This is a genomic window from Mesorhizobium sp. L103C119B0, assembly GCF_000502235.1.
GTDB lineage: Bacteria > Pseudomonadota > Alphaproteobacteria > Rhizobiales > Rhizobiaceae > Mesorhizobium.
In genome coordinates, this window is record NZ_AYXE01000004.1 from 82,621 (window position 1) to 102,213 (window position 19,593).

17 protein-coding genes and 1 pseudogene are annotated in these 19,593 nt (G+C 64.6%); 6 read left to right on the forward strand and 12 right to left on the reverse strand.

Annotated elements, in window-relative coordinates; all coding sequences use genetic code 11:
• Nucleotides 1-8: 8 nt before the first annotated feature.
• From X728_RS158320 to X728_RS158280, 10 genes are all read right to left on the reverse strand, one after another.
• Nucleotides 9-545 (reverse strand): isochorismatase family protein, encoded by a 537-nt coding sequence (locus tag X728_RS158320; protein WP_023831044.1) that lies wholly within the window; start codon nt 543-545, stop codon nt 9-11.
• Between the two features lie 80 nt (nt 546-625).
• Complete coding sequence (locus X728_RS158315) at nt 626-2,635, reverse strand: amidase (RefSeq protein WP_023831045.1); 2,010 nt, start codon at nt 2,633-2,635, stop codon at nt 626-628.
• Between the two features lie 232 nt (nt 2,636-2,867).
• Nucleotides 2,868-3,461: a tetratricopeptide repeat protein gene (locus X728_RS0134630; RefSeq protein WP_155923946.1), complete on the reverse strand. Its 594-nt coding sequence runs from the start codon at nt 3,459-3,461 to the stop codon at nt 2,868-2,870.
• 105 nt (nt 3,462-3,566) lie between these two features.
• Nucleotides 3,567-5,174 carry a WD40 repeat domain-containing protein gene (locus X728_RS158310; RefSeq protein ID WP_023831047.1) on the reverse strand — a complete coding sequence of 536 codons (1,608 nt, stop codon included), beginning with the start codon at nt 5,172-5,174 and terminating at the stop codon, nt 3,567-3,569.
• 106 nt (nt 5,175-5,280) lie between these two features.
• The gene (locus tag X728_RS158305; protein ID WP_023831048.1) at nt 5,281-6,051 is read right to left on the reverse strand and encodes an exodeoxyribonuclease III; all 771 of its coding nucleotides are present in this window, start codon (nt 6,049-6,051) and stop codon (nt 5,281-5,283) included.
• A gap of 7 nt (nt 6,052-6,058) precedes the next feature.
• A complete protein-coding gene (locus tag X728_RS158300) occupies nt 6,059-6,703 on the reverse strand; it encodes an alpha/beta family hydrolase (protein ID WP_023831049.1) in 645 nt (214 codons plus the stop codon).
• Between the two features lie 21 nt (nt 6,704-6,724).
• Nucleotides 6,725-7,846: a tetratricopeptide repeat protein gene (locus X728_RS158295; protein ID WP_023831050.1), complete on the reverse strand. Its 1,122-nt coding sequence runs from the start codon at nt 7,844-7,846 to the stop codon at nt 6,725-6,727.
• Nucleotides 7,843-8,748 (reverse strand): Ku protein, encoded by a 906-nt coding sequence (locus X728_RS158290; RefSeq protein WP_023685883.1) that lies wholly within the window; start codon nt 8,746-8,748, stop codon nt 7,843-7,845. The genes X728_RS158295 and X728_RS158290 overlap by 4 nt, the downstream gene beginning before the upstream one ends.
• A 450-nt stretch (nt 8,749-9,198) precedes the next feature.
• The gene (gene ligD / locus X728_RS158285; protein ID WP_023831051.1) at nt 9,199-11,691 is read right to left on the reverse strand and encodes a DNA ligase D; all 2,493 of its coding nucleotides are present in this window, start codon (nt 11,689-11,691) and stop codon (nt 9,199-9,201) included.
• Between the two features lie 257 nt (nt 11,692-11,948).
• The gene (locus tag X728_RS158280) at nt 11,949-12,173 is read right to left on the reverse strand and encodes a hypothetical protein (protein WP_023689819.1); all 225 of its coding nucleotides are present in this window, start codon (nt 12,171-12,173) and stop codon (nt 11,949-11,951) included.
• Nucleotides 12,174-12,218: 45 nt separating this feature from the next.
• Between X728_RS158280 and X728_RS1000000170215 the strand changes: the two genes are divergently transcribed.
• The 6 genes and pseudogenes from X728_RS1000000170215 (at nt 12,219) to X728_RS158260 (ending at nt 18,331) form a co-directional block, all read left to right on the forward strand.
• Nucleotides 12,219-12,575, forward strand: coding sequence for a hypothetical protein (locus X728_RS1000000170215; RefSeq protein ID WP_155923947.1), 357 nt, complete (start codon nt 12,219-12,221; stop codon nt 12,573-12,575).
• Nucleotides 12,572-13,579 (forward strand): aldo/keto reductase, encoded by a 1,008-nt coding sequence (locus tag X728_RS158275; protein ID WP_023743907.1) that lies wholly within the window; start codon nt 12,572-12,574, stop codon nt 13,577-13,579. Before X728_RS1000000170215 ends, X728_RS158275 begins: the two co-directional genes overlap by 4 nt.
• 407 nt (nt 13,580-13,986) lie before the next feature.
• Nucleotides 13,987-14,934 (forward strand): substrate-binding domain-containing protein, encoded by a 948-nt coding sequence (locus X728_RS158270; protein WP_023673481.1) that lies wholly within the window; start codon nt 13,987-13,989, stop codon nt 14,932-14,934.
• Between the two features lie 231 nt (nt 14,935-15,165).
• The gene (locus X728_RS158265) at nt 15,166-16,737 is read left to right on the forward strand and encodes a sugar ABC transporter ATP-binding protein (protein WP_031195123.1); all 1,572 of its coding nucleotides are present in this window, start codon (nt 15,166-15,168) and stop codon (nt 16,735-16,737) included.
• Nucleotides 16,734-17,823 (forward strand): annotated as a pseudogene (locus X728_RS01000000166535) (ABC transporter permease). Before X728_RS158265 ends, X728_RS01000000166535 begins: the two are co-directional and overlap by 4 nt.
• A 10-nt stretch (nt 17,824-17,833) precedes the next feature.
• Complete coding sequence (locus X728_RS158260; RefSeq protein ID WP_023831053.1) at nt 17,834-18,331, forward strand: N-acetyltransferase; 498 nt, start codon at nt 17,834-17,836, stop codon at nt 18,329-18,331.
• A gap of 66 nt (nt 18,332-18,397) precedes the next feature.
• On the opposite strand, the gene X728_RS158255 is transcribed toward X728_RS158260, so the two are convergent.
• Together X728_RS158255 and X728_RS158250 are read right to left on the reverse strand one after the other, a co-directional pair.
• On the reverse strand, nt 18,398-18,631 hold the full coding sequence (locus X728_RS158255) for a hypothetical protein (protein WP_031193476.1): 234 nt from the start codon (nt 18,629-18,631) through the stop codon (nt 18,398-18,400).
• Nucleotides 18,632-18,776: 145 nt separating this feature from the next.
• Nucleotides 18,777-19,406 (reverse strand): glutathione S-transferase family protein, encoded by a 630-nt coding sequence (locus tag X728_RS158250; RefSeq protein ID WP_023703088.1) that lies wholly within the window; start codon nt 19,404-19,406, stop codon nt 18,777-18,779.
• Nucleotides 19,407-19,593 lie beyond the last annotated feature (187 nt).

A 19,593-nucleotide genomic window follows, 5' to 3' on the forward strand; every position in this document is an offset into this window, starting at 1 on the left:
GCGGTGCTTCAGTCGCCGGTCAGCGCCTTCGTCGTCACCAGCGTGACGCCGGCATCGGTGAAGTCCGCATTGTACCGGGCGATGATCTCGGTCGCGGTTTCGCCTTCAGTGTCCAGCGTCGAGTGCGCATCGGAAACGACAGTGACGCCGAAGCCTTCGGCCAGGGCGCCCTCAACGGTGCCGGCGATGCAGAAATCGGTTTGCGCTCCGGCGAGCACGACTTCGCCGGCCCCCTGCCCGGCCACCCAGGCGCCAAGCTCGGCATTCGAGAAGGCGTTGCGGACGGTCTTGGAGAATGTCGGCTCGTCCTTGGCCTGGCCGAGTTCCGGCCATACCGGCCAACCCGGCTCGCCCGGAGCCAGCGGATCGCCGGCCGGCCCGTCATGCCGCACGAACGCTATCCGGCGCCCCTCGCGCCGCGCCCAGCCGATCAGCGAGCGGGTACGCTCGGCTATGCCCGGCGCATCATGGATCGGCGGCTCGACGCGCCCGTCGAACATGTTGGTCTGGAGATCGATGACGATGAGGGGAGCGAGTTTTGACATGGCGCGAAGATAACGCGGGCGATGGGAGGGTCAAGACGGCGAAGCTGCTGATCTCCCCCTTGGGGAGATTACCTGTACCCTCACCCGATTCCACCCGCGACCACGTAAGCACCAGCCGTGCGTCCATCCTCCAGCCGCATGACGGCCGTAACGATCGAGCCGTAAGCGCCTCGCCGCACACTGTGCATTCTTTCATGCTCGCCGGCCGGCACCAGGATGCGACCGTGAAAGCTTGTGCCGCTGCGCCGCAGAGCGACCGGTTCGCCATTGACGTGAACCTTGAGGTCAGCGGTCTCCGCATCGAGTTCAACCGTCACGGCGATCTCGGCCTGGTCTCCTCGCCGCATCGTCTCGGCAACAAGCGTAAGCCTCGGCGCCGGCGCATCGCTGGCCCGCAATCCACCAGGCCGCCCCGCAAACACATCGTCCGGCAATTCCGGCGTGCGCGGCGGGCTGGTGCGGCGTTGGGTGGCGCGCTCGTAATCGCCGGCGAGCCGCAGCAACTCCGCATCATCATAGGCCTTGCCCGCAAAGGTCAGCCCGACCGGCATGCCGATATCGGCCATCGTTCCCATAGGCACGGTGACGGTCGGAATGCCGAGATGACGCCACACCAGATTGCCATTGGCGACCCAGGTGCCGTTGCGCCAGGCGATTTCTGCTGAGGTCTGGTTGACGTCGGCGCTGGCCGACCCGACATCGGCGACCGCCGGCAGCACGACGGCGTCGAGCCTGTGCTCGTCCAGCCAGTCCTCGAAGTCGATGCGCCGCGTCGCCTCCAATCCCTTCAGACCTTCCGCCAGCGCTGGAATGTCCAGCAATGGCATCACGCCCTGCTTGGCGCTCGTGACGTAGTCGGCCAGATCGAAACCGTCGTCGCCATAGCGGTCCGGCAGCGCGCCCGGCGGCTGCGGGAAAATCTTTGGGCCGTCGACCGCAGCCAGATCGGGGATCGCCGGATCGGCATTGGCGCGCAGGAAATCGTCCCAGCCCCAGATGCAGAGATCCCAGATTTCGCGCTCGGCGAAGGCTTCCGGCACCAGCCCGCGTTCGACCATGGTTTTTGTGCCCGGACGGTCGCGCTCATAGTTCGAGACGACGGGGAAATCGACCTCGACCACCTCCGCGCCGAGCTTTTCCAGGTCACGCGCTGCCTGCCGCCAGAGGTCGAGCACCGAGGCGCGGGTCTCGATGGGTTTGGGCGCGCCGCCGTCGCGGCCGATATACATTTTCGGCACGCCGAGGCGTTTGCCTTTCAACGAGCCCTCCAAGGCGAGTGTAGTGTAGCTTGGCGGCCTGAGAGCAGCGCTTTTCGCGATCGACACCCAGGGCTGCACACGCCAGAAATCGCCGCGCGTCTCCGCATCGTCGGCGACGATCACATCCAGCAACTCCAGCATGTCGGCAATGCCGCGCGTGTGCGGCACCACCACATCCATGGTCGGCACCAGCGGCCAGTTGCCCCTGACCGAAATGACGCCGCGCGACGGCGTGTAGGCGACAAGTGCATTGTTGGACGCCGGCGCGCGGCCGGAAGACCATGTCTCCTCGCCCAGCCCGAAGGCGGCGAAGCTGGCGGCGGTGGCCGTGCCCGAGCCGTTGGACGAGCCGGAAGCGAAGGCGGCGGTCAAATAGTCGGCATTGTAGGGGCTCTCGGCGCGGCCATAGACGCCACGCTGCATGCCGCCATTGGCCATAGGCGGCATGTTGGTCAGCCCGATCAGCACAGCACCACCGGCCCTCAGCCTGGCAATGGTGAAAGCGTCCTCGTTGGCGACGAGATGCTCGAAGGCGGGCGAGCCGGCGGCCACCGTCAGGCCCTTCACCTTATAGCTGTCCTTGGCGGTGTAGGGGATGCCGTCGAGCGGCCCGAGGGTGGCACCATTGCGCCGCCGCAGGTCGGACGCCGCCGCCTCCTCGAACATTGCCGGGTTAAGCACCGGCACGGCATTGAGCGCGATGCCATGGCGGTCGTAATGCGCGATGCGCCTGAGATAAGCGCCCACCAGCTCGACGCTGGTGACGGTGCCGGCCTCCAGCGCCCGGCGCAGGTCGGCGATCGTGGCTTCGACGAGCTGGAGGTTGGGCATGGGATTCTCGAGATGCAGCGGCAAATGAGTCTTCGCATCGTGCGATGCGAGTGTCACGCCGCAAACGAAAGGCGTGACGTCGACGCTGCTGATCTCCCCCAAGTGGGGAGATGGCCGGCAGGCATAAGCGGCCTCCGAAATTGACTGATGAAAGACAGTTTTGGTATCCGCTGCCGATGTCCATTATATGACACGACCTCACCGACGTCATCGGCGTTGCCTGACCCTGAGCTCACAGCGTCTTGCTGTCGAACTGGCCTTTTTCCTTCATCATTTCGAGGAAGGTCCTGGCCTCGGCATTTCCGTGGCTTGCCGATGTGGAAAACCACTTGGCAGATTCCGGATAGTTCGGCTTGCCGCCGATCCCGGTGTAATAAAGCTTGCCAAGGTTGAGTTCTGCTTCGACATTTCCCGCCTTGGCTGCCTCCAGCAACCAGAATTCGGCGGATTTTTCATCCTTGGCTATCCCTCTGCCGCGGGCCTGGGCGAGCAAGGATGCCGCATCTGCATTTCCTTGCTCGGCTGCTTTGCCCCACCAGTAGGTCGCCTGCCTGTCATTTTGGGCAATACCCTGCCCACGCCAGTACATTAATCCCAGATTGTACTGTGCGTCAGCATTTCCCATGTCGGCCAGCACGGAGATCTGATGGAATTGCTCGCGATAATCCTTTGCCAGGACAGCCGCTTGAATCTTCTTAATGGCTGACCACTGCACATAGTAATTTCGGCCAGGCCCGAGCAGCACAAAAGCCGCCAGCAACACCAGAACGACGGTAAGGACCCCTCGGCGACGCGACGTGGGCGGGCTGTAGACAGGTGTATCCACTTTGGGCCCAGTCGTTGTTGCTCACGGTCCCCAATCCATTTGCAGCCACCAGTAATTCATAGCGCAAGCCAGGCTGTTCTGGAATATCCAAAGCATTTGATGTCGCTACTGCGCCGCGCCGGCAAAGAGGATCTCGCCATCGCCGCCAGCCGCCGGCCAATCCCTGATGGTGCGATCGTCGCCGCCGGTGAGCAGCGTGCCGTCGGTGGCGAAGGCAACGGCGTAGATCGGGCCGGTGCGGCTGTCGAACATGGCGGTCTGGCCGCCGGTGCCGACATCCCACAGCCGCGCCGTGCCGTCGAGCGAGCCGGAGGCCAAGCGCTTGCCGTCGGCCGACAGCGCCAGCGTATAGACGGTGCCTTCGTGACCCTCGAAGCGGCGCAATTCCCTAAACGTGTCGAGGTCCCAGAGCTTGATCGTGTAGTCGCCGCTGCCGGTGACGACATGATGGCCGTCGGCGGTGAAGACAGCGCCGTAAGTGCCCTGCTCGTGGCCGTGCCAGCTTCGCAATTGCTTGCCGCTTTCGACGTCCCAGAATTTCAGCGTGCCGTCGATGGAGCCGCTCAGCGCGCGCGTGCCGTCGGGCGAGATTGCGACCGTGCTGATCGGCCAGTCATGTCCGATCATCACATGCAGCACCGATTTGTTGACGAGATCCCAGACGATGACGTTGCCGGTGTCGTGGCCACTGACGGCGCGCTTGCCGTCCGGGCTGATCGCCAGCTTACGCACGCCGCCATTCGCGCCCGACGAGAAGACATGCAGCACCGTGCCGTCGGCAAGCTTTCGCAGCACGATCTCGCCATCGTCGCCGGCGGTCAGCGCGGTTGCGCCGTCGGGCATGAATAGCGCCGTGCGCGCCATGTCCTTGTGTTCACCAAGGTTGCGGATCAGCCGCTTGCCGGCGATGTCCCAGAGCTTGATCATGTGGTCGGTGCTGGCGCTCATGACGTCGCGGCCATTGGCCGAGACGGCGAGCCAGACGACGGCGTCGCGGTGGCCGTCGGGCTCGGTCGGCAGCGCCGGCGGAGGCGGCGGCAACGGCGCGACGGTTTGCGGTGGCGTGGCCGGAGCCGGCGGTGGAGCAGTCTCCGGTGGCGGTGTCGCCGGAGCGAGTGCGACTTGTGGCGGCTGAGGGGGAGCAGCCGGAGGCGTAGGCTGCGCCGGCTCGGGCGGTTTGGCTGCCTGCACCGGCGGAGTTGGCTCGGGCGGCATGGCGACCTGCGGCGAACTCGGCGGGGCCGGTTGCGTCGCCAGGTCCGGCGGGACACCGTCGATGCCCTGGTCCTTCGGCTCGGCTTTGGGTTCGTTCGGGGCGGCCACCTCAGCGCCTGGGCCGGCGTCACGCGCCCAAGGGAAGTGGTCGGCCAGCAGCGCCAACACGGCGAGCACCGGCAACATGAGGAAGGCGCGCCGCAGACCGGGGTGGCCCTTTGGGTCGATCTCGGCGTCGCGGCCAAAAAGCGGCGTTCCAGCAGGCTGGCTTCGCCGACCCGGCAGCAGTCCGGCCCAGAACAACAGGGCGCCAAGCAGGCAAAGCCCGCCGACGGTCAGGAACACCACCGGTCGCAGCGTGGCTGGGCCGTGCAGCATGTGATCGATCCCGCTCCAGCTGAAATCTCTGTCGCCGAGCAGCAGATACGCCCGCACCAGACAAGCCAAAGCGGCCGCCAGCAGCGGAAGCGCAAACAGCCTTTCGGCCAACCTGTCCATCGGACTCCCCCTCCGGTGCCGCACCTTGCTCATCATGCGGCCGCCGCAGCGAAACAAATAGTGCAAAACTGCGCCCACGAAAGTGGGCGCGATCACGCAGCCAAATTCACTTCAATTCGGCCCATACCGGCGCGTGGTCGCTGGCGCCGTCCTCACCTCTGACATCGCGGTCGATGCCGGCAGCGGTGAGGCGGCGCGCCAGTTTCTTCGACAGCAAGATGTGGTCGAGCCGCAGCCCGGCATCGCGCGGCCAGCGGTTGCGGCGGTAGTCCCAGAATGTGTAGAGCGTTTCCTTCGGATGCTTCTTGCGCAGCGCATCGGTCCAGCCCTGCTCGAGCAGACGCTGGAACGACGCCCGGCTTTCCGGCTGCACCAGCGCGTTGTCGTCATAGGAGCGGGTGGCGTAGATGTCGCGCGGCTCGGGCACGATGTTGTAGTCGCCGACCAGCGCCACCGGCAGGCCGGTGTCGAAGAGTTCTGCGGCATGCGCCTCCAGCCTTTCATGCCAGGCCAGCTTGTACTGGAATTTCGGGCCCGGCTGCGGGTTGCCATTGGGCGCGTAGAGACAAGCGATGACGATGCCGTTCACGGCCGCCTCGATGTAGCGGCTCTGCTTGTCGGCGGTATCGCCGGGCAGGACGTCACGGGTCAGCACCGGCTTGGACCCGCGCGCGAGTATGGCGACGCCATTCCAGGTCGGTTCGCCCTTCCACACCGCGCCATAGCAGGCCGCCGCAAGCGCCGTGCGCGGAAACTGCGTGTCGCGGGCCTTCAGCTCCTGCAGGCAGACCACATCGGGCTTGGCTGCCGCCAGCCACGCCAGCAGGTTTTGCAGCCGGCTGTTGATGTTGTTGATATTGAAAGTGGCGATTTTCATTTGGCGATCAGGAAACGATCCGCCCTGTCCACGCCTTCACCGTCCCGGCCAGCGTCTTCAAATGATCGGCGGTCGAAAACCCCGACACGCTCTTGCGCGGCTTCAGGTCGTGGTCGCCATCCTCCAGCCAGATCACCTCGATGGCTTTGGAAAGGCCGTAGGTCGCGACCTCTTCTTTCGTGCCGAACTCGTCGCGGGTGCCCTGGAAGATCAGCGTCGGCGTCTTGAGGTCGGCGAGATGTTTTGTCCTGAGTTGCTCGGGCCTGGCCGGCGGATGAAAGGGATAGCCGAGGCAGACGAGGCCCGAAATCTCGCCCTTGGCGAACATCTCGTCGGCGACCATCGAGGCGACGCGCCCGCCCATCGACTTGCCGCCGATGATGAGCGGACCAGCGACGCCCCTCGCCCTCAGATCGGCGATGGCCTTGATGTATTCCGGGTTGACCGTCTCGGCGCGCGGCGGCGGCTTGCGCTGGCCATAGCGTCGCGCCGCCATATAGTGGAATTCGAAGCGCGCGACCTGGAAGCCGGCGGTGGCCAGCGCCTTGGCGGTGGCGGTCATCGAAGGCGAATCCATCGAGGCGCCGGCGCCGTGGGCTAGCAAGATGGTGACCGCGGCGGTTTCGTTACCGTCGAAGAGGAAGGCGGTCATGGGGTGCGCTGCCATTGCGCCTCACCCCGCCGTCCGCGCCAGCTGCAGATCGACGAACTGTATCCCCTTTTGCGCAGTGCGCGCCCATTCGCTGTCAGCATCGAGTTCGAGATAGCGCACCCAGTGGCGGCGGGCTTCGGTCAGATTGCCGGCGTCGAACTCCAGCCGGGCAAGGTTGAACACCGGATCGGCGTAGCTCTTGTCGAGCGCGATGGCCTTGACCAGATGCCGGCGCGCCGAGGCGATCTTGCCTTCGTCGCTCATCAGCCCGGCGAGGTTGAACCAGGCCTCGACGAACGCCGGATCGAGCTTGATCGCTCTTGCATAGTCATGCGCCGCGTCGGCCACGCGACCGGCGCCACGCAAGCAATTGGCGCGGTTGAACGCGGCGATGGCGTCGCTCGGATCGATGCTGAGGCAGCGTTGGTAGAGCGCCGCGGCATCGTCGTGCCGGCCCTCCTCCTCCGCGCTTTTAGCCTCGGCGAACAGGTCCTCCAGCGTGTCGTCGCCGGCTGCACTGCCGAGATCAAACAGCAGCTGGCCGTCGAGTTCGCTCTGGCCACCTTCGAGATAGATCGCACCGGGCCGGCCATGCTGCGAGCCGACATTGAGCGATTTGGCGGGGAGCGAGGCGACCGGACCGGAGCGATGCACGGAGCGCGCGATCGCGCCCCAGGATGCGCCGCCGGCGACCAGCCCGGCATATTTGCGGGCAAGGATCAGATCGCGGAACGAGTAGGGTTCGCCATCATGCTCGAAGGCGTCGAAGAGGCTGAGCAGGTCGAGGTCGGCACCGGACAGTCTAGACTGGTCGACGAGCGACTGCCTGGACAGCGAAGACGCCTCCGGCGCCTTCATCAGACCGAGCAGGCGCAGGAAGCCATTTTCGCTAAGGAGCGTGCGGCCCGCGGCGCGCTCGGCCGCGACGCGGCGTTCGATCTCGGCATCACCGGCTTTCGCCAAGCCGGCCTTGGCAAGCAGCGTGCGCCCGAACACGACATGCGTCGTGCGTCGGGTAACGCCGCGCCGCAATTGGCCGTGCCGGCGCTCGACCTCGCGCGCGGCAAGCCGCAGCGGAAATGCCGCCAGCGCGCCGATGGCGCCGAAGACGGCGCCCGGGATTATACCGGTCGGCGCCGTCACCCCTTGCTCTTGCCGACGGCCTTGAGCAGATTGGCCTTCAACGGGTTTTCCTTGGCCGCACCCGCCTTGCCCTTGGCGGCAGGTTTTTCAGCGTCGTCGGCCTTGCTCTTCGACTTGGCCGGCGGCTTGGCTGATTGCGACAGGCTCGCCTTCAACGCGTCCATGAGATTGATGACATTGCCACGCTCGGGCGCCGCCGCAATGATCGGCTTGTGGCCCTTCAGTTTCTCGCGGATCATCGTCATCAGCGCGATCTCGTAGCGGTCCTCATAATTCTTCGGATCGAAGGTGGTTTCCTTCTGCTTGATCAGCGCTTCGGCCAATTGCAGCATTTCGGGATCGGGCTTGCCGGCAGGGATGTTGCCGAAATATTCAGCCGTGCCGCGCACTTCGTTCGGGTTCCTCAAGGTGCAGACGAACATGCCGTTCTCGCGCGCGCCGATCGTCACCACGCGCTCGCGGCTGGACAGGACAAGGCGGGCGATGGCCAGCTTGCCGGATTTGCGCATGGCCTCGCGCAGCACGGCGAAGGTTTCCTCCGCCATGGCGCCATCCGGCGCCATGTAGTACGGCGCGTCCTGATAGATGACGTCAACCTCGTCTTCGTCGACGAAGGCCTCGATGTTCATCGTGTGATTGGATTCGATGCGCACTGCTTCGAGGTCGGCCTCATCGATGATGATGTACTGCTTGTCCTCGTATTCGTAACCCTTGACCAAGTCCGCGCGCTCGACGAGGCCGAGTTCAGGGTCGACCGGCTTCATGTTGATGCGGTTGTGGGTCTTCTTGTGCAATTGGTTGAACGATATGCGCTCGCTGGTCGTCGTTGCCGGATAGAGCCGAACCGGACAGCTGACGAGGCTGAGCTTGAGGTAACCTTTCCAACTTGCCCTGGGCGCCATGATACTCTCCTACGCGGCCACGCACTGACATTTCAGACTGAGCATGATCTTAACCGAAAACCGGTTCCCACGTTTCGGGATCATGCTTACTGCAGCGCTTCGTCCAAAGGACGAATGGTGCTGCGGAAATCCTACACCGGCCCCAAATATACCGGCAAATTCCTGACGAAACCTTCCAGGTGAGCTGGAGGGCACCGACGGAGGATAATTCAAATTGTCCGCATGGTCGATGGACTTGGGGAAGTAAGTCATGCCGGAGGGACAGCACACCCCCCTCTGTCCTGCCGGACATCTCCCCCGCAAGTGGGGAGATTGGCAGCTTCAACCTTATCGCTCCTCTTGCAAGGTTTGCGATTGGCGAAAGCAGAGGCGACATCCGATCTCCCCCCTTGCGGGGGAGATGTCCGGCAGGACAGAGGGGGGTGTGCCGGATCGCCAACACCTCCCGATCTACTTCCCCGAAAACAACGGCAAATCCCTCGCGAAATGCTCCATGTCCGCCCAGGGGTCGCCCGAGGTCGCCAACAACCCCGGCAGCGAGGAATAGTTCAGATCCTGCGGCGCATCGATCGTCTCAAGGTCGCTCCAGCTCACCGGCGTCGACGCCGGCAGGTTGGTGCGGGCGCGCAGCGAATAAGGCGCCGCGGAGGTGTGGCCGCGCGCGTTGCGGTGGTAGTCGATGAAGATGCGGCGCTTCCGGTTTTCCTTGCCCATTGTGGTGGTGAAAGTGTCGGGCGCCGTGGCCGCCAGATGCGTGGAGATGGCGCTGGTCGCCTGGTGCAGCTTCTTCCAGTTCTGCTTTTGCGTCACCGGCACGGTTATGTGGATGCCGCCGCCGCCGGATGTCTTGGCGAACGGCACCAGGCCGAGCCGTTCCAATTCGCCCTTGATGTGGACGGCGGCCTCGACCACCTCGCGCCAGGCGATGCCCTCACCCGGATCGAGATCGAAAACGATCTGGTCGGGCTTGTCGAGGCTCAAGCGATGCGTGCCCCAGGTGTGGAACTCGACGACGCCGAACTGCGCCAGCGCCAGATAGCCTTTTGCTCCCTCGACCGACAGATAGGATTTGGTTTCACCTTCGGAGTTGGTGGCGTCAAAAGTGACCACAGAGGGCGGCATGCCGGTGAAGGCGTGGCGCTGGAAGAAACAGTCCTTCGGCAGGCCCGTCGGGCAGCGCACCAGCGACACCGGGCGGCCCATAATGTGCGGCAGCATGAAATCGCCGACCAGCGCGTAATAGACGGCGATGTCGAGTTTGGTCGGCCCGGTCTTGCCGAACAGCCGCCGCTCCGGATTGGTCACCCATATGGTGGCGAGATCGGCTTCGGCGATCAGCCGCTTGCGCTTCGGCGACACCGGCGTCGACAGGCCGACATCGCGCAAGCCCCGAAACACACCGTGGCGCAGCGAATTGTCCGCCGTTCGGTTGGCGTAGTGGATGCGGGCCGACAGCATCGGCCGCACCCATTTCATCTCGCGCATGATCTCGCGCGGCACACCCTCGGGTGCTGTCGCGCCGTCGCGCAGCGGCTGCAGCCGGGCCAGCAAGTCGCCCGCCGTCGCGGCATCGAAGCCGGTGCCAACCTTGCCGCGATAGTGCAGTTCACCATCCGCGAATTCAGCCATGCCGATTGCCGCCAGTCCTTCGGCCGCGTCGGAAACGGTGTAGCCGGCGATGATGAAATCGCCGGTCTCCAGCGCCTTGACCTTGGTCCAGGTCTTGGTGCGGCCGCTCTGGTAGATGGCGTTGGCGCGCTTGGAGACGACGCCTTCCAGCCCAAGGATCGAGGCCTGATCGTAAAGCCCCTGCCCGTCGCCTTCGACATGGTCGCTCAGCTGGATGGCGGAGTTGGCGCCCTGCCCGGCTAGCAGTTCGGCGAGCAAGGCCTTGCGTCTTGCGAGCGGCGCCTTGCGGAGGTCCCAGCCGTCGAGATGCAGCAGGTCGAAGGCATAGAAATGGAGCTTGCTGCCCGCACCCGCCGACAGCGCATCCTGCAGCAGCGCGAAACGCGAGATGCCCTTCTCGTCCAGCACCATGATCTCGCCGTCGATGATCGCCTGGCTGAGCGGTAGCCGGGAAAAGGCTTGCGGCAGGTCGCCGTAACGCTTCGTCCAGTCGATGCCGCCGCGGGTGATCAACCTGACCTCGCCATCTCCGACATGCGCCATGGTACGATAGCCGTCGAATTTTATTTCATGCAGCCAGAGTTCACCTGTGTCTTCCACCGGCCCGCCCGGCGGTTTCGGCACCTGCGTGGCGAGCTGCGGCTCGATGCGCGACGGCGGATCGCCCCTGACCGCACCGGACAACGCGCCGGGTTTCAGCGCGCCGGGCTTGGGCGGCAGGCGGGCCGGCTTCCTCGGCGGCGCCACCAGCTCCTCGATCCGCTTGCCGGACTTCACGCTTTCCGGCCGCGCTTCCAGGATGTCGAGGCCGGTATCGGCGGCGAGATCGCGCTCCTTGAACAGCAGCCAGTTTTTCTTCTCGCTGTCTTCGCCGGGCTTGGGCTTCAGACGGGTCAGCATCCAGCCGCCATTCAACTTGTCGCCGGCCAGCCGGAACTTGAAGGCGCCGGTGCGCAGGCTCTTGTCGACATCGTCCATCGGTGCCCAGGTGCCGGTGTCCCAGACGATCATCGGCCCGCCGCCATATTCGCCTTCGGGAATGACGCCCTCGAAGTCGATATATTCGAGCGGATGGTCCTCGGTCTCGACTGCGAGCCGCTTGTCGGCCGGGTTGAGCGAGGGCCCGCGCGGCACCGCCCAGCTTTTCAGCACGCCGCCGACCTGCAGGCGCAAATCGTAATGATCGGCGGTGGCGTGATGCTTGTGGACGACGAAGCGGTTGCCGTCGCCTGAAATGACCCCGCCCGCCGGTTCCGGCGTCTTCGTAAATTCGCGCTTGGCGCGATAGGCCTTGAGCTTGGGCGGGTTTGGCATGGATCAGGTAGGAGCGGCGCTTTCCCAGCGCCGCATTCCGTCACACCCCCCTCTGTCCTGCCGGACATCTCCCCCGCAAGGAGGGAGATCGGATGTCGCTGATGCTTTCGCCAATCCCCACCGTCGCAAGAGAGGCGCCGTCGATGAAGCTGCCAATCTCCCCCCTTGCGGGGGAGATGTCCGGCAGGACAGAGGGGGGTGCTGTCCCGCCAACATTTCAGATTTCCCAGCACGGTGCGAAGGAACGAAGATCACGCTCAATCGTCAGCAGCCGGCATCAACTCAAGCTCGGCCGGCGACAGCCCCTGCTGCAGCTGGCTCAGCCGGAATTCGTCGACCCAGTAGGCCTCGCCGTCGACCAGCACGCGGGCCGAGTAGACGCCGCCGGAAAAGCTTTGCGCGGTGACGTAGACCTTGTGGCGGTCGAGCGCCTTGCGCACCGCGGCGCGCTTGGAATTCTGGCTGGTGACGGAACTGGCCATGGCTCACTCATACACAAGACCGCAAGACATGGCGGCGGCATAAGGATGCTGGAGATCGGCCGCTCTGTCAATTTTGACCGCCTGCTTCTGGCAGCGCTACGATCCAACGGCAGCAAAAAACCGCTGCGCCTCGGCAGCGGACTTTGCAATGGCGACGACAATATTCGGTTAGTGGTCCGAAGGAATTATGAGCGCGGTGACGCGCGAGAGCTGCTGACGCCGGTTCAGCGTCGGCTTCTCGTAGATCTTCTTCATTGGTATCCCATGGCCCCCAATGGCCGCCGGCAAAGGCGCTTGCGGCTGGGTTTTGTCAAGGGAAGCGCTGTTCTTCCGCCGAACAGCTATGGAAACTGGAGGAGCGGCCGCTATAGTTTTCCTCAGCCCCAAGGAGAACGGCAATGACCCTCAGCACCCGCAAACTCGGCAGCCAGGGGCTGCAGGTCTCGGTGATCGGCCTCGGCTGCATGGGCATGAGCCAGTCCTACGGCCCTGCCGACGAGGCGGAATCGATCGCCACCCTGCACCGAGCCATCGAACTCGGCTGTACCTTCCTCGACACGGCGGAAGTCTACGGCGCTTATGCCAATGAAGAACTGCTCGGGCGGGCGCTGAAGGGCCGGCGCGATGAGGTGACCCTTGCCACCAAATTCGGCTTCCGCATCGAAAACGGCAGACAGGTCGGCACGGAGCGTGACAGCCGGCCCGACCATATCCGCGAGGCGCTGGAGGGCTCGCTGAAGCGGCTCGGCACCGACCATATCGACCTTTACTACCAGCATCGCGTCGATCCGGCCGTGCCGATGGAAGACGTCGCCGGCACGATCGGCCGGCTCGTCGCCGAGGGCAAGGTGCGCTTCTTCGGCCTGTCGGAGGCTGGTGCGGCCAACATCGGCCGCGCACATGCCGTGCATCCGGTCTCGGCGCTGCAGAGCGAGTATTCGCTGTGGGAGCGCAATCTGGAGCCGGAAATCATCCCGCTGCTCAAAAAGCTCGGCATCGGCCTGGTGCCGTTCGCGCCGCTCGGCCGCGGTTTCCTCGCCGGCGATGTCAAGCGCGCCGAGGATTATCCGGAAGGCGATTTTCGGCGCGGCGACCCCCGCTACCAGGGCGCCAACTACGACGCCAATGTCGCGGCAGCGGCTGCGGTGCAAGAGGTGGCCGCGGCCAAAGGGGTAAAGCCCGCACAGATCGCGCTGGCCTGGGTGCTCGGCAAGGGCGACGGCTTCGGCATCGACATCGTGCCGATCCCGGGGACAAAGCGGCGCAAGTATCTGGAGGAAAATGTCGCTGCCGCAGCGATCACGCTCGAAGCCGCCGAGATGGCTGCGCTCGACGCGGCACTCGCGCCGGGCAAGGTCTCAGGGCCGCGCTACAATGAGCGGGTGATGACGACCATCGACAGGTAGAGGCGTCTAAGCTGCCAATCTCCCCCCTCGTGGGGGAGATGCCTGGCAAGGCAGAGGGGGGCGCGAAGGATCGCCCGCATCAAGTATTCTGCGTAGAGGTTAGCTCAAAGATGTAAGTGAAATTGGCCAATGTCGGCGGGACAGCGCCCCCCTCTGTCCTGCCGGACATCTCCCCCACAAGGGGGGAGATTAGCAGTTTCAGCCCCTCGCCTCACCTTGCGTAATCGATTTTCCTTGGCTAGCATCCTCGGGTCGGCGCCGTGCGGAGGAGAACGTTGCGGCGGACCGGCTGGAGCGCCTCGCGTCCCCTCGGGGCGTTCACAGGACACTCCATTTTTGAATTGACGCAAGGACCGTCCCGAGCCGCTCCCGGTTTCGGGCTCCTGCGTTCATGTGGAGGATATCTGATGAACAGACGCGAATTCCTGTTGTCGACCGTGGCGACCGGTGCCATGGCACTGGCCGCGCCCATGGCCTTTGCCGCCGACAAATTGACCATATTGGGCTCGGTGCCCAATCTCGGCTTTCCGTTCTTTGTGCACATGCTGAACGAGATCAAGGCGGAGGCGCAGGCGCAAGGCGTCAATCTGACCGAGAGCGACGGCCAGAACTCGGCGCCGAAGCAGACCGCCGACATCGAGGCCGCACTTGTGCAGAAGGTCAACGCCATCGTGATTTCGCCGCTTGACGTCAACGCGCTGGCGCCGGCGATCGAGGAAGCGGTCAAGGCCGGCGTTCCGGTGGTGACGATCGACCGCCGCGTCGACGGCGTCGAGGGCATTCTGGCCCATGTCGGCGCCGACAACGTCAAGGGTGGCGAAGCCGAGGCGCAGGCCATGGTGGCGGCGTTCCCGAACGGCGCCAAGCTGTTCCATTTGCAGGGCCAGCCGGGTGCCGGGCCCGCGATCGACCGCAACAAAGGCGTCCACAATGTGCTCGATCCGCTCAAGGACAAGTACCAGATCATCTTCGAGCAGACCGCTAATTTCGCCCGCGCCGAAGCGCTGTCGGTGACCGAGGCCGGGCTTGCCGCCAACGGCAAGCCGGACGCCATCATCTGCGCCAATGACGACATGGCGCTCGGCGCGCTCGAAGCCTGTGCCGCGCGCAACTTCACCGACGTCAAGATCTACGGCTTCGACGCGCTGCCGGAAGCGCTGGTCGCCGTGCGCGACGGCAAGCTCGCCGGCACGGTCGAGCAGTTCCCCGGCGAACAGTCGCGCAAGGCGGTGCAGATCGCGGTCGCCTTCGCCAGGGACAAGACCGAGCCGAAGGAGAAGCTGGTGCTGTTGACGCCGATCGTCATCGGCAAGGACAATCTCGACAAGGCGGAGAGGTTGAACGAGACCAAGTGAAAGTAGGGCCCATGACGGGTGGAGGTCGCGCTCTGTCGCGCCCCCCTCTGTCCTGCCGGACATCGCCCTCACTTGGGGGGAGATTGGCCGTCACGTCTGCTTTCGCCAATCGCCAACGTTATAGAAATAGTGCTGCCGGCAAAACTGCTGATCTCCCCCCGTGTGGGGGAGATGTCCGGCAGGACAGAGGGGGGCGCTGTCCCGCTGCCTATCGCAATCCGGGAGCAATGCTTGTCCGCCGTTGAACCCACCGCATCATCGCCCCCGCTCCTTTCCGTCGAAGGCGTGACCAAGCATTTCTCCGGCGTCACCGCACTCAGCGATGTCTCGCTCGAGGTGCGGTCCGGCGAGATCCTCGGCCTGCTCGGCGAGAACGGCGCCGGCAAGTCGACGCTGCTGAAAATCCTGTCCGGCGTGATGCCGCCGTCAAGCGGCCGCATCGTCTTCGACGGCGCCGACTACGCGCCGTCCAGTCCGCAGGATGCGAAGCGGCATGGGATCGTCACCATCTATCAGGAACTGAGCCTGATCCCGACGCTGACGGTTGCGGAAAACATTTTCATCGGCCGCGCGCCGCTCGGGCCGCTCGGGCTGGTCAGCTGGCGCAGGATGGAGGACGCCTCGCGCGCGATCATCGCCCGCGTCGGTCTCGACATCGATCCGGCGACGCCGGTGTCCTCGCTGTCGGTAGCCGAACAGCAGCTGGTCGAAATCGCCCGCGCTCTGTCGCTGGAAAGCCGCCTGATCATCATGGACGAGCCGACCTCGGCGCTGACCGAGACCGAGGTGCAGAAACTGATGTCGATCATGGACAGGCTGCGCAAGGACGGTGTCGCCATCATGTTCGTCACCCACCGGCTGGAGGAAGCGTCCGCCATTTGCGACCGCATGACCGTGCTGCGGGACGGCAGGCTGGCCGGTCATCTCGACCGTGACGGCCAGCCGATCCAGATCCCGAAGATCATCGAGAAGATGGTCGGCCGCGCCGCCTCCGAGCTCTACGCGCGGCCGACGCAGCGCGATGTCGCCGGCGAGGTCAGGCTCTCGGTGCGCGGGCTGCGGACGGTACGCGACCCGTTGGCGCCGCATGCCATCGTACTCGAAGGCGTCAACCTCGATCTGAAGGCCGGCGAAATCCTCGGCGTTGCCGGCCTCGTCGGTTCCGGCCGCACCGAGCTTGCCCGCGCCATTTTCGGCGCCGACCGCATCGCCGCCGGCACGATTGCGCTCGACGGTAAGCCGATCGCCCCGGCCTCCCCCGCAGACGCCATCAAACTCGGCATCGGGCTGGTGCCGGAAGACCGCAAGCACCAGGCGATCTTTGCAGCACTGGGCATTCTCAACAATTTCTCGATCGCCTCGCTCGGCCGCTACAGCAATGGGGCCGGCTTCATGGCCGAACGGCGCGAGCGCGAGGCGCTGGCCGGCTATCGCAAGGCACTGTCGATCCGCATGGCCTCGCCCGACCAGGCGATCGAGGGCCTGTCCGGCGGCAACCAGCAAAAAGTCATCCTGGCCCGCTGGCTGGCGCGCGACCCGAAAGTACTGATCGTCGACGAGCCGACGCGCGGCGTCGATGTCGGCGCCAAGGCCGAAGTGCACCAAATCCTGGTCCAGTTGGCTGCGCGCGGCATCGCCATCATGATGATCTCGTCGGAACTGCCGGAAGTGCTGGCGGTGTCGGATCGCATCGTCACCATGCGGCGCGGCCGTATCACCGGCGAAATGCCGGGCATCGAAGCGACCGAGGAAAAACTGATGGAACTGATGGCGCTCGACCGCAAGCAGGACGCAATGCAATGACCAGCACCACCGAACAGACCCAGCGCAGCGGCATCAACATCGCGCGGCTTCTGATGAGTTTTGGGCCGCTGATGTTCCTGGCGGTGTTGATCGTCATCTTCACCGTGCTGAAGCCGAGCTTCATCGATCCAATCAACCTGTTCAACATTTTGAGGCAGATCTCGATCACCGGGCTGATCGCGCTTGGCATGACTTTCGTCATCCTCACTGCCGGCATCGACCTGTCGGTCGGCTCGCTGCTCGCCTTCTGCGGCATGGTGGCGGCGGTGGTGGCCAAGGGCGGCACCGCCAACACGCTGTCGCTGTCGACCACGGGCACGCAAGGATATGGCTGGTTCGCCGCCTTGCTTGCCGCCGTCATCGTCGGGGCGCTGGCCGGCGGCGTCCAGGGCTTTGCCATCACCCGGCTGAAAGTGCCGCCCTTCGTCGTCACGCTGGGTGGGCTCACCGTGTTTCGCGGCCTGACGCTGACCATCTCCAATGGCGGACCGATCTCCGGTTTCGACGCCTCGATGCGCTGGTTCGGCACCGGGCTCATCGGACCGGTGCCGGTGCCCGCGATCATCTTCGCGGCGGCCGCCATCCTGTGCCACATCGTGCTGCGCTATACGCGCTATGGCCGTGCCGTCTATGCCGTCGGCGGCAATGCCGAGGNTCCTGTGCCACATCGTGCTGCGCTATACGCGCTATGGCCGTGCCGTCTATGCCGTCGGCGGCAATGCCGAGGCCGCACGCCTGTCGGGCCTGCGCGTCGACCGCATTCTGATCTCGGTCTATGTCATCGTCGGCTTCTTCGCCGGGCTGGCGGCCTTCGTTTTGTCAGCACGGCTCAACTCCTCCGAAGCCGTAGCCGGCATCGGCTACGAACTTACGGTGATTTCCGCCGTGGTCATCGGCGGTACCTCGCTATTCGGCGGCATCGGCTCGGTCGGCGGCACGGTGGTGGGCGCAGCGCTGATCGGCGTGCTGCAAAACGGGCTGCAGTTCAACAATGTCTCGTCCTACACACAAAGCATCGTCATCGGCCTGATCCTGATCCTGGCCGTGGCCTTCGATCGTTGGCTGAAGTCGCGGGTAAGGCGGTAAGGGATCGGCCATGGTTCAGATCAGGGCGATGGCAGAGAACGATGTAGCGTCGGTATCGCGGCTGCTGGGAGAGTCTTGGCGGCGCACCTATTCGTCGATCCTGGGACCTGAAAATACCGCGCGGCTCTCGGACGACAAGCATGCGCCCGAGCGGCTGGCAGAGGAACTTGGGGACGACAACAAGATGTCGTTCGTGGCCGAACGGCCGGACGGTTCGATCGCCGGCTACGCGATGGCGGCGATGGACGATCGTGGCGATGTCCTGCTCGACCGGCTGCACATCGACAAGACAGAGTTCGGCAGCGGGCTCGCCACCGACCTGCTGCACGCGGTGCTTGTCGCGCATGCCGGCATCCCCAGCATTGCGCTGGAAGTGATCGAGGGCAACGACCGGGCGATCGCCTTCTATCGCAAGCACGGTTTCGAAGTGGTCGAGCGCCGCCCGGCCGCGCACGGCGTTGGCGGCCACGCCTCGCTGATCATGCGCCGGCTGCTGTCGAGGGCGTAAGGGGAGGGAATAGGCCGTAGGGAATAGGGAATAAGGTGGCGCAGACCGATACCCTACGCCTACAGCCTACTGCGCCGCCGCTTGCCGGCCGTCCTCGTCGTCCGGCATATCGAGAATTTCGATCAGCCGCGCCACCTTCGTTCCCGGCAAGGGGCGGCCCTCGTTGACCAGCGCCTCGTCGGCACCGAGCCAGGCGAACGCCTCGCGCAGTTCTTGAAGGGTGGCGCCGGTCAGCGCGATGTCGGCTATGACCGCCTCGTCTACCGGCCCCAACACCGAAATGATGTCGTCGCGTGTCATGGTCACCTCCATGCTAAGTGCCGGCAGGTCGTCGAGTTGACGCCGGGATCCGGCCATCCAGTCAACGGATTGCGAGCGAAAGCCGCCGACAAAGCAGAATCTGGGTCTTCTTTTCGACTAAGCAAGGTGAACGCGCCTTTTGCCTTCAAGCAGCCGAATGCCGATCGATGCTGTAGAGATGCACGGGATAGCCGGGACCGATGGCGTCGCGTACCCGGCCCGTCCAGGCACGAACCGCCGGATAAGCCGCCAGCGCAAAGCCGCAATCTTCGGCACGGTGGCCGTAGGCATAGACAGCAATGTCGGCGATGGTGAGCATGTCGCCGACAAGGAACGGCGTGTCGTTCAGGCTGCGCTCCAGCGCTGCCAGCGTGCGGGCGCCGGCTTCGCGCTTGGCCGGAAGCGTCGCCTGGTTGCGCTCCAGCCTTCCGGCCAGCGTCCAGAAGCGCAGGGAGCCGATGACCGGCTCGACATGGTACTGTTCGAAGAACAGCCATTGCATAACTTTCGCGCTGACATAGCGATCCGCCGGCAGCAAGGGCGTGCCTTCGGCGAGATAAATGAGGATCGCATTCGATTCGGCGATCGCACGGCCATCCTCGAGTTCGAGCACAGGAACGGCGCCGGCCGGGTTGAGCTTCAGGAAGGCGTCGGTGTGGCTCTCGCCCTCGAAAATCGACACCAGGCGGCTTTCATAGGGAATGTTGAGCAGGCCGAGCACGACCCTCGCCTTCCAACCGTTTTGCGACGGCAAATAATCATGAAGCGTGAGCATGGCTGTCCTTTCGCTGCGGTCGACGCCTGATTTGCACGGTGCCACGATACCAGCCACCCGAATCCTGCAATGTGTACGCGCGGAAACAGATAAACTATACGCATGTAGAGTTTTATTGACTTCGCTGTATGTGCGATTTACCCGATAAACACTTGCGTCGGATAACTGCGCGGGCAAGCAATCAGTT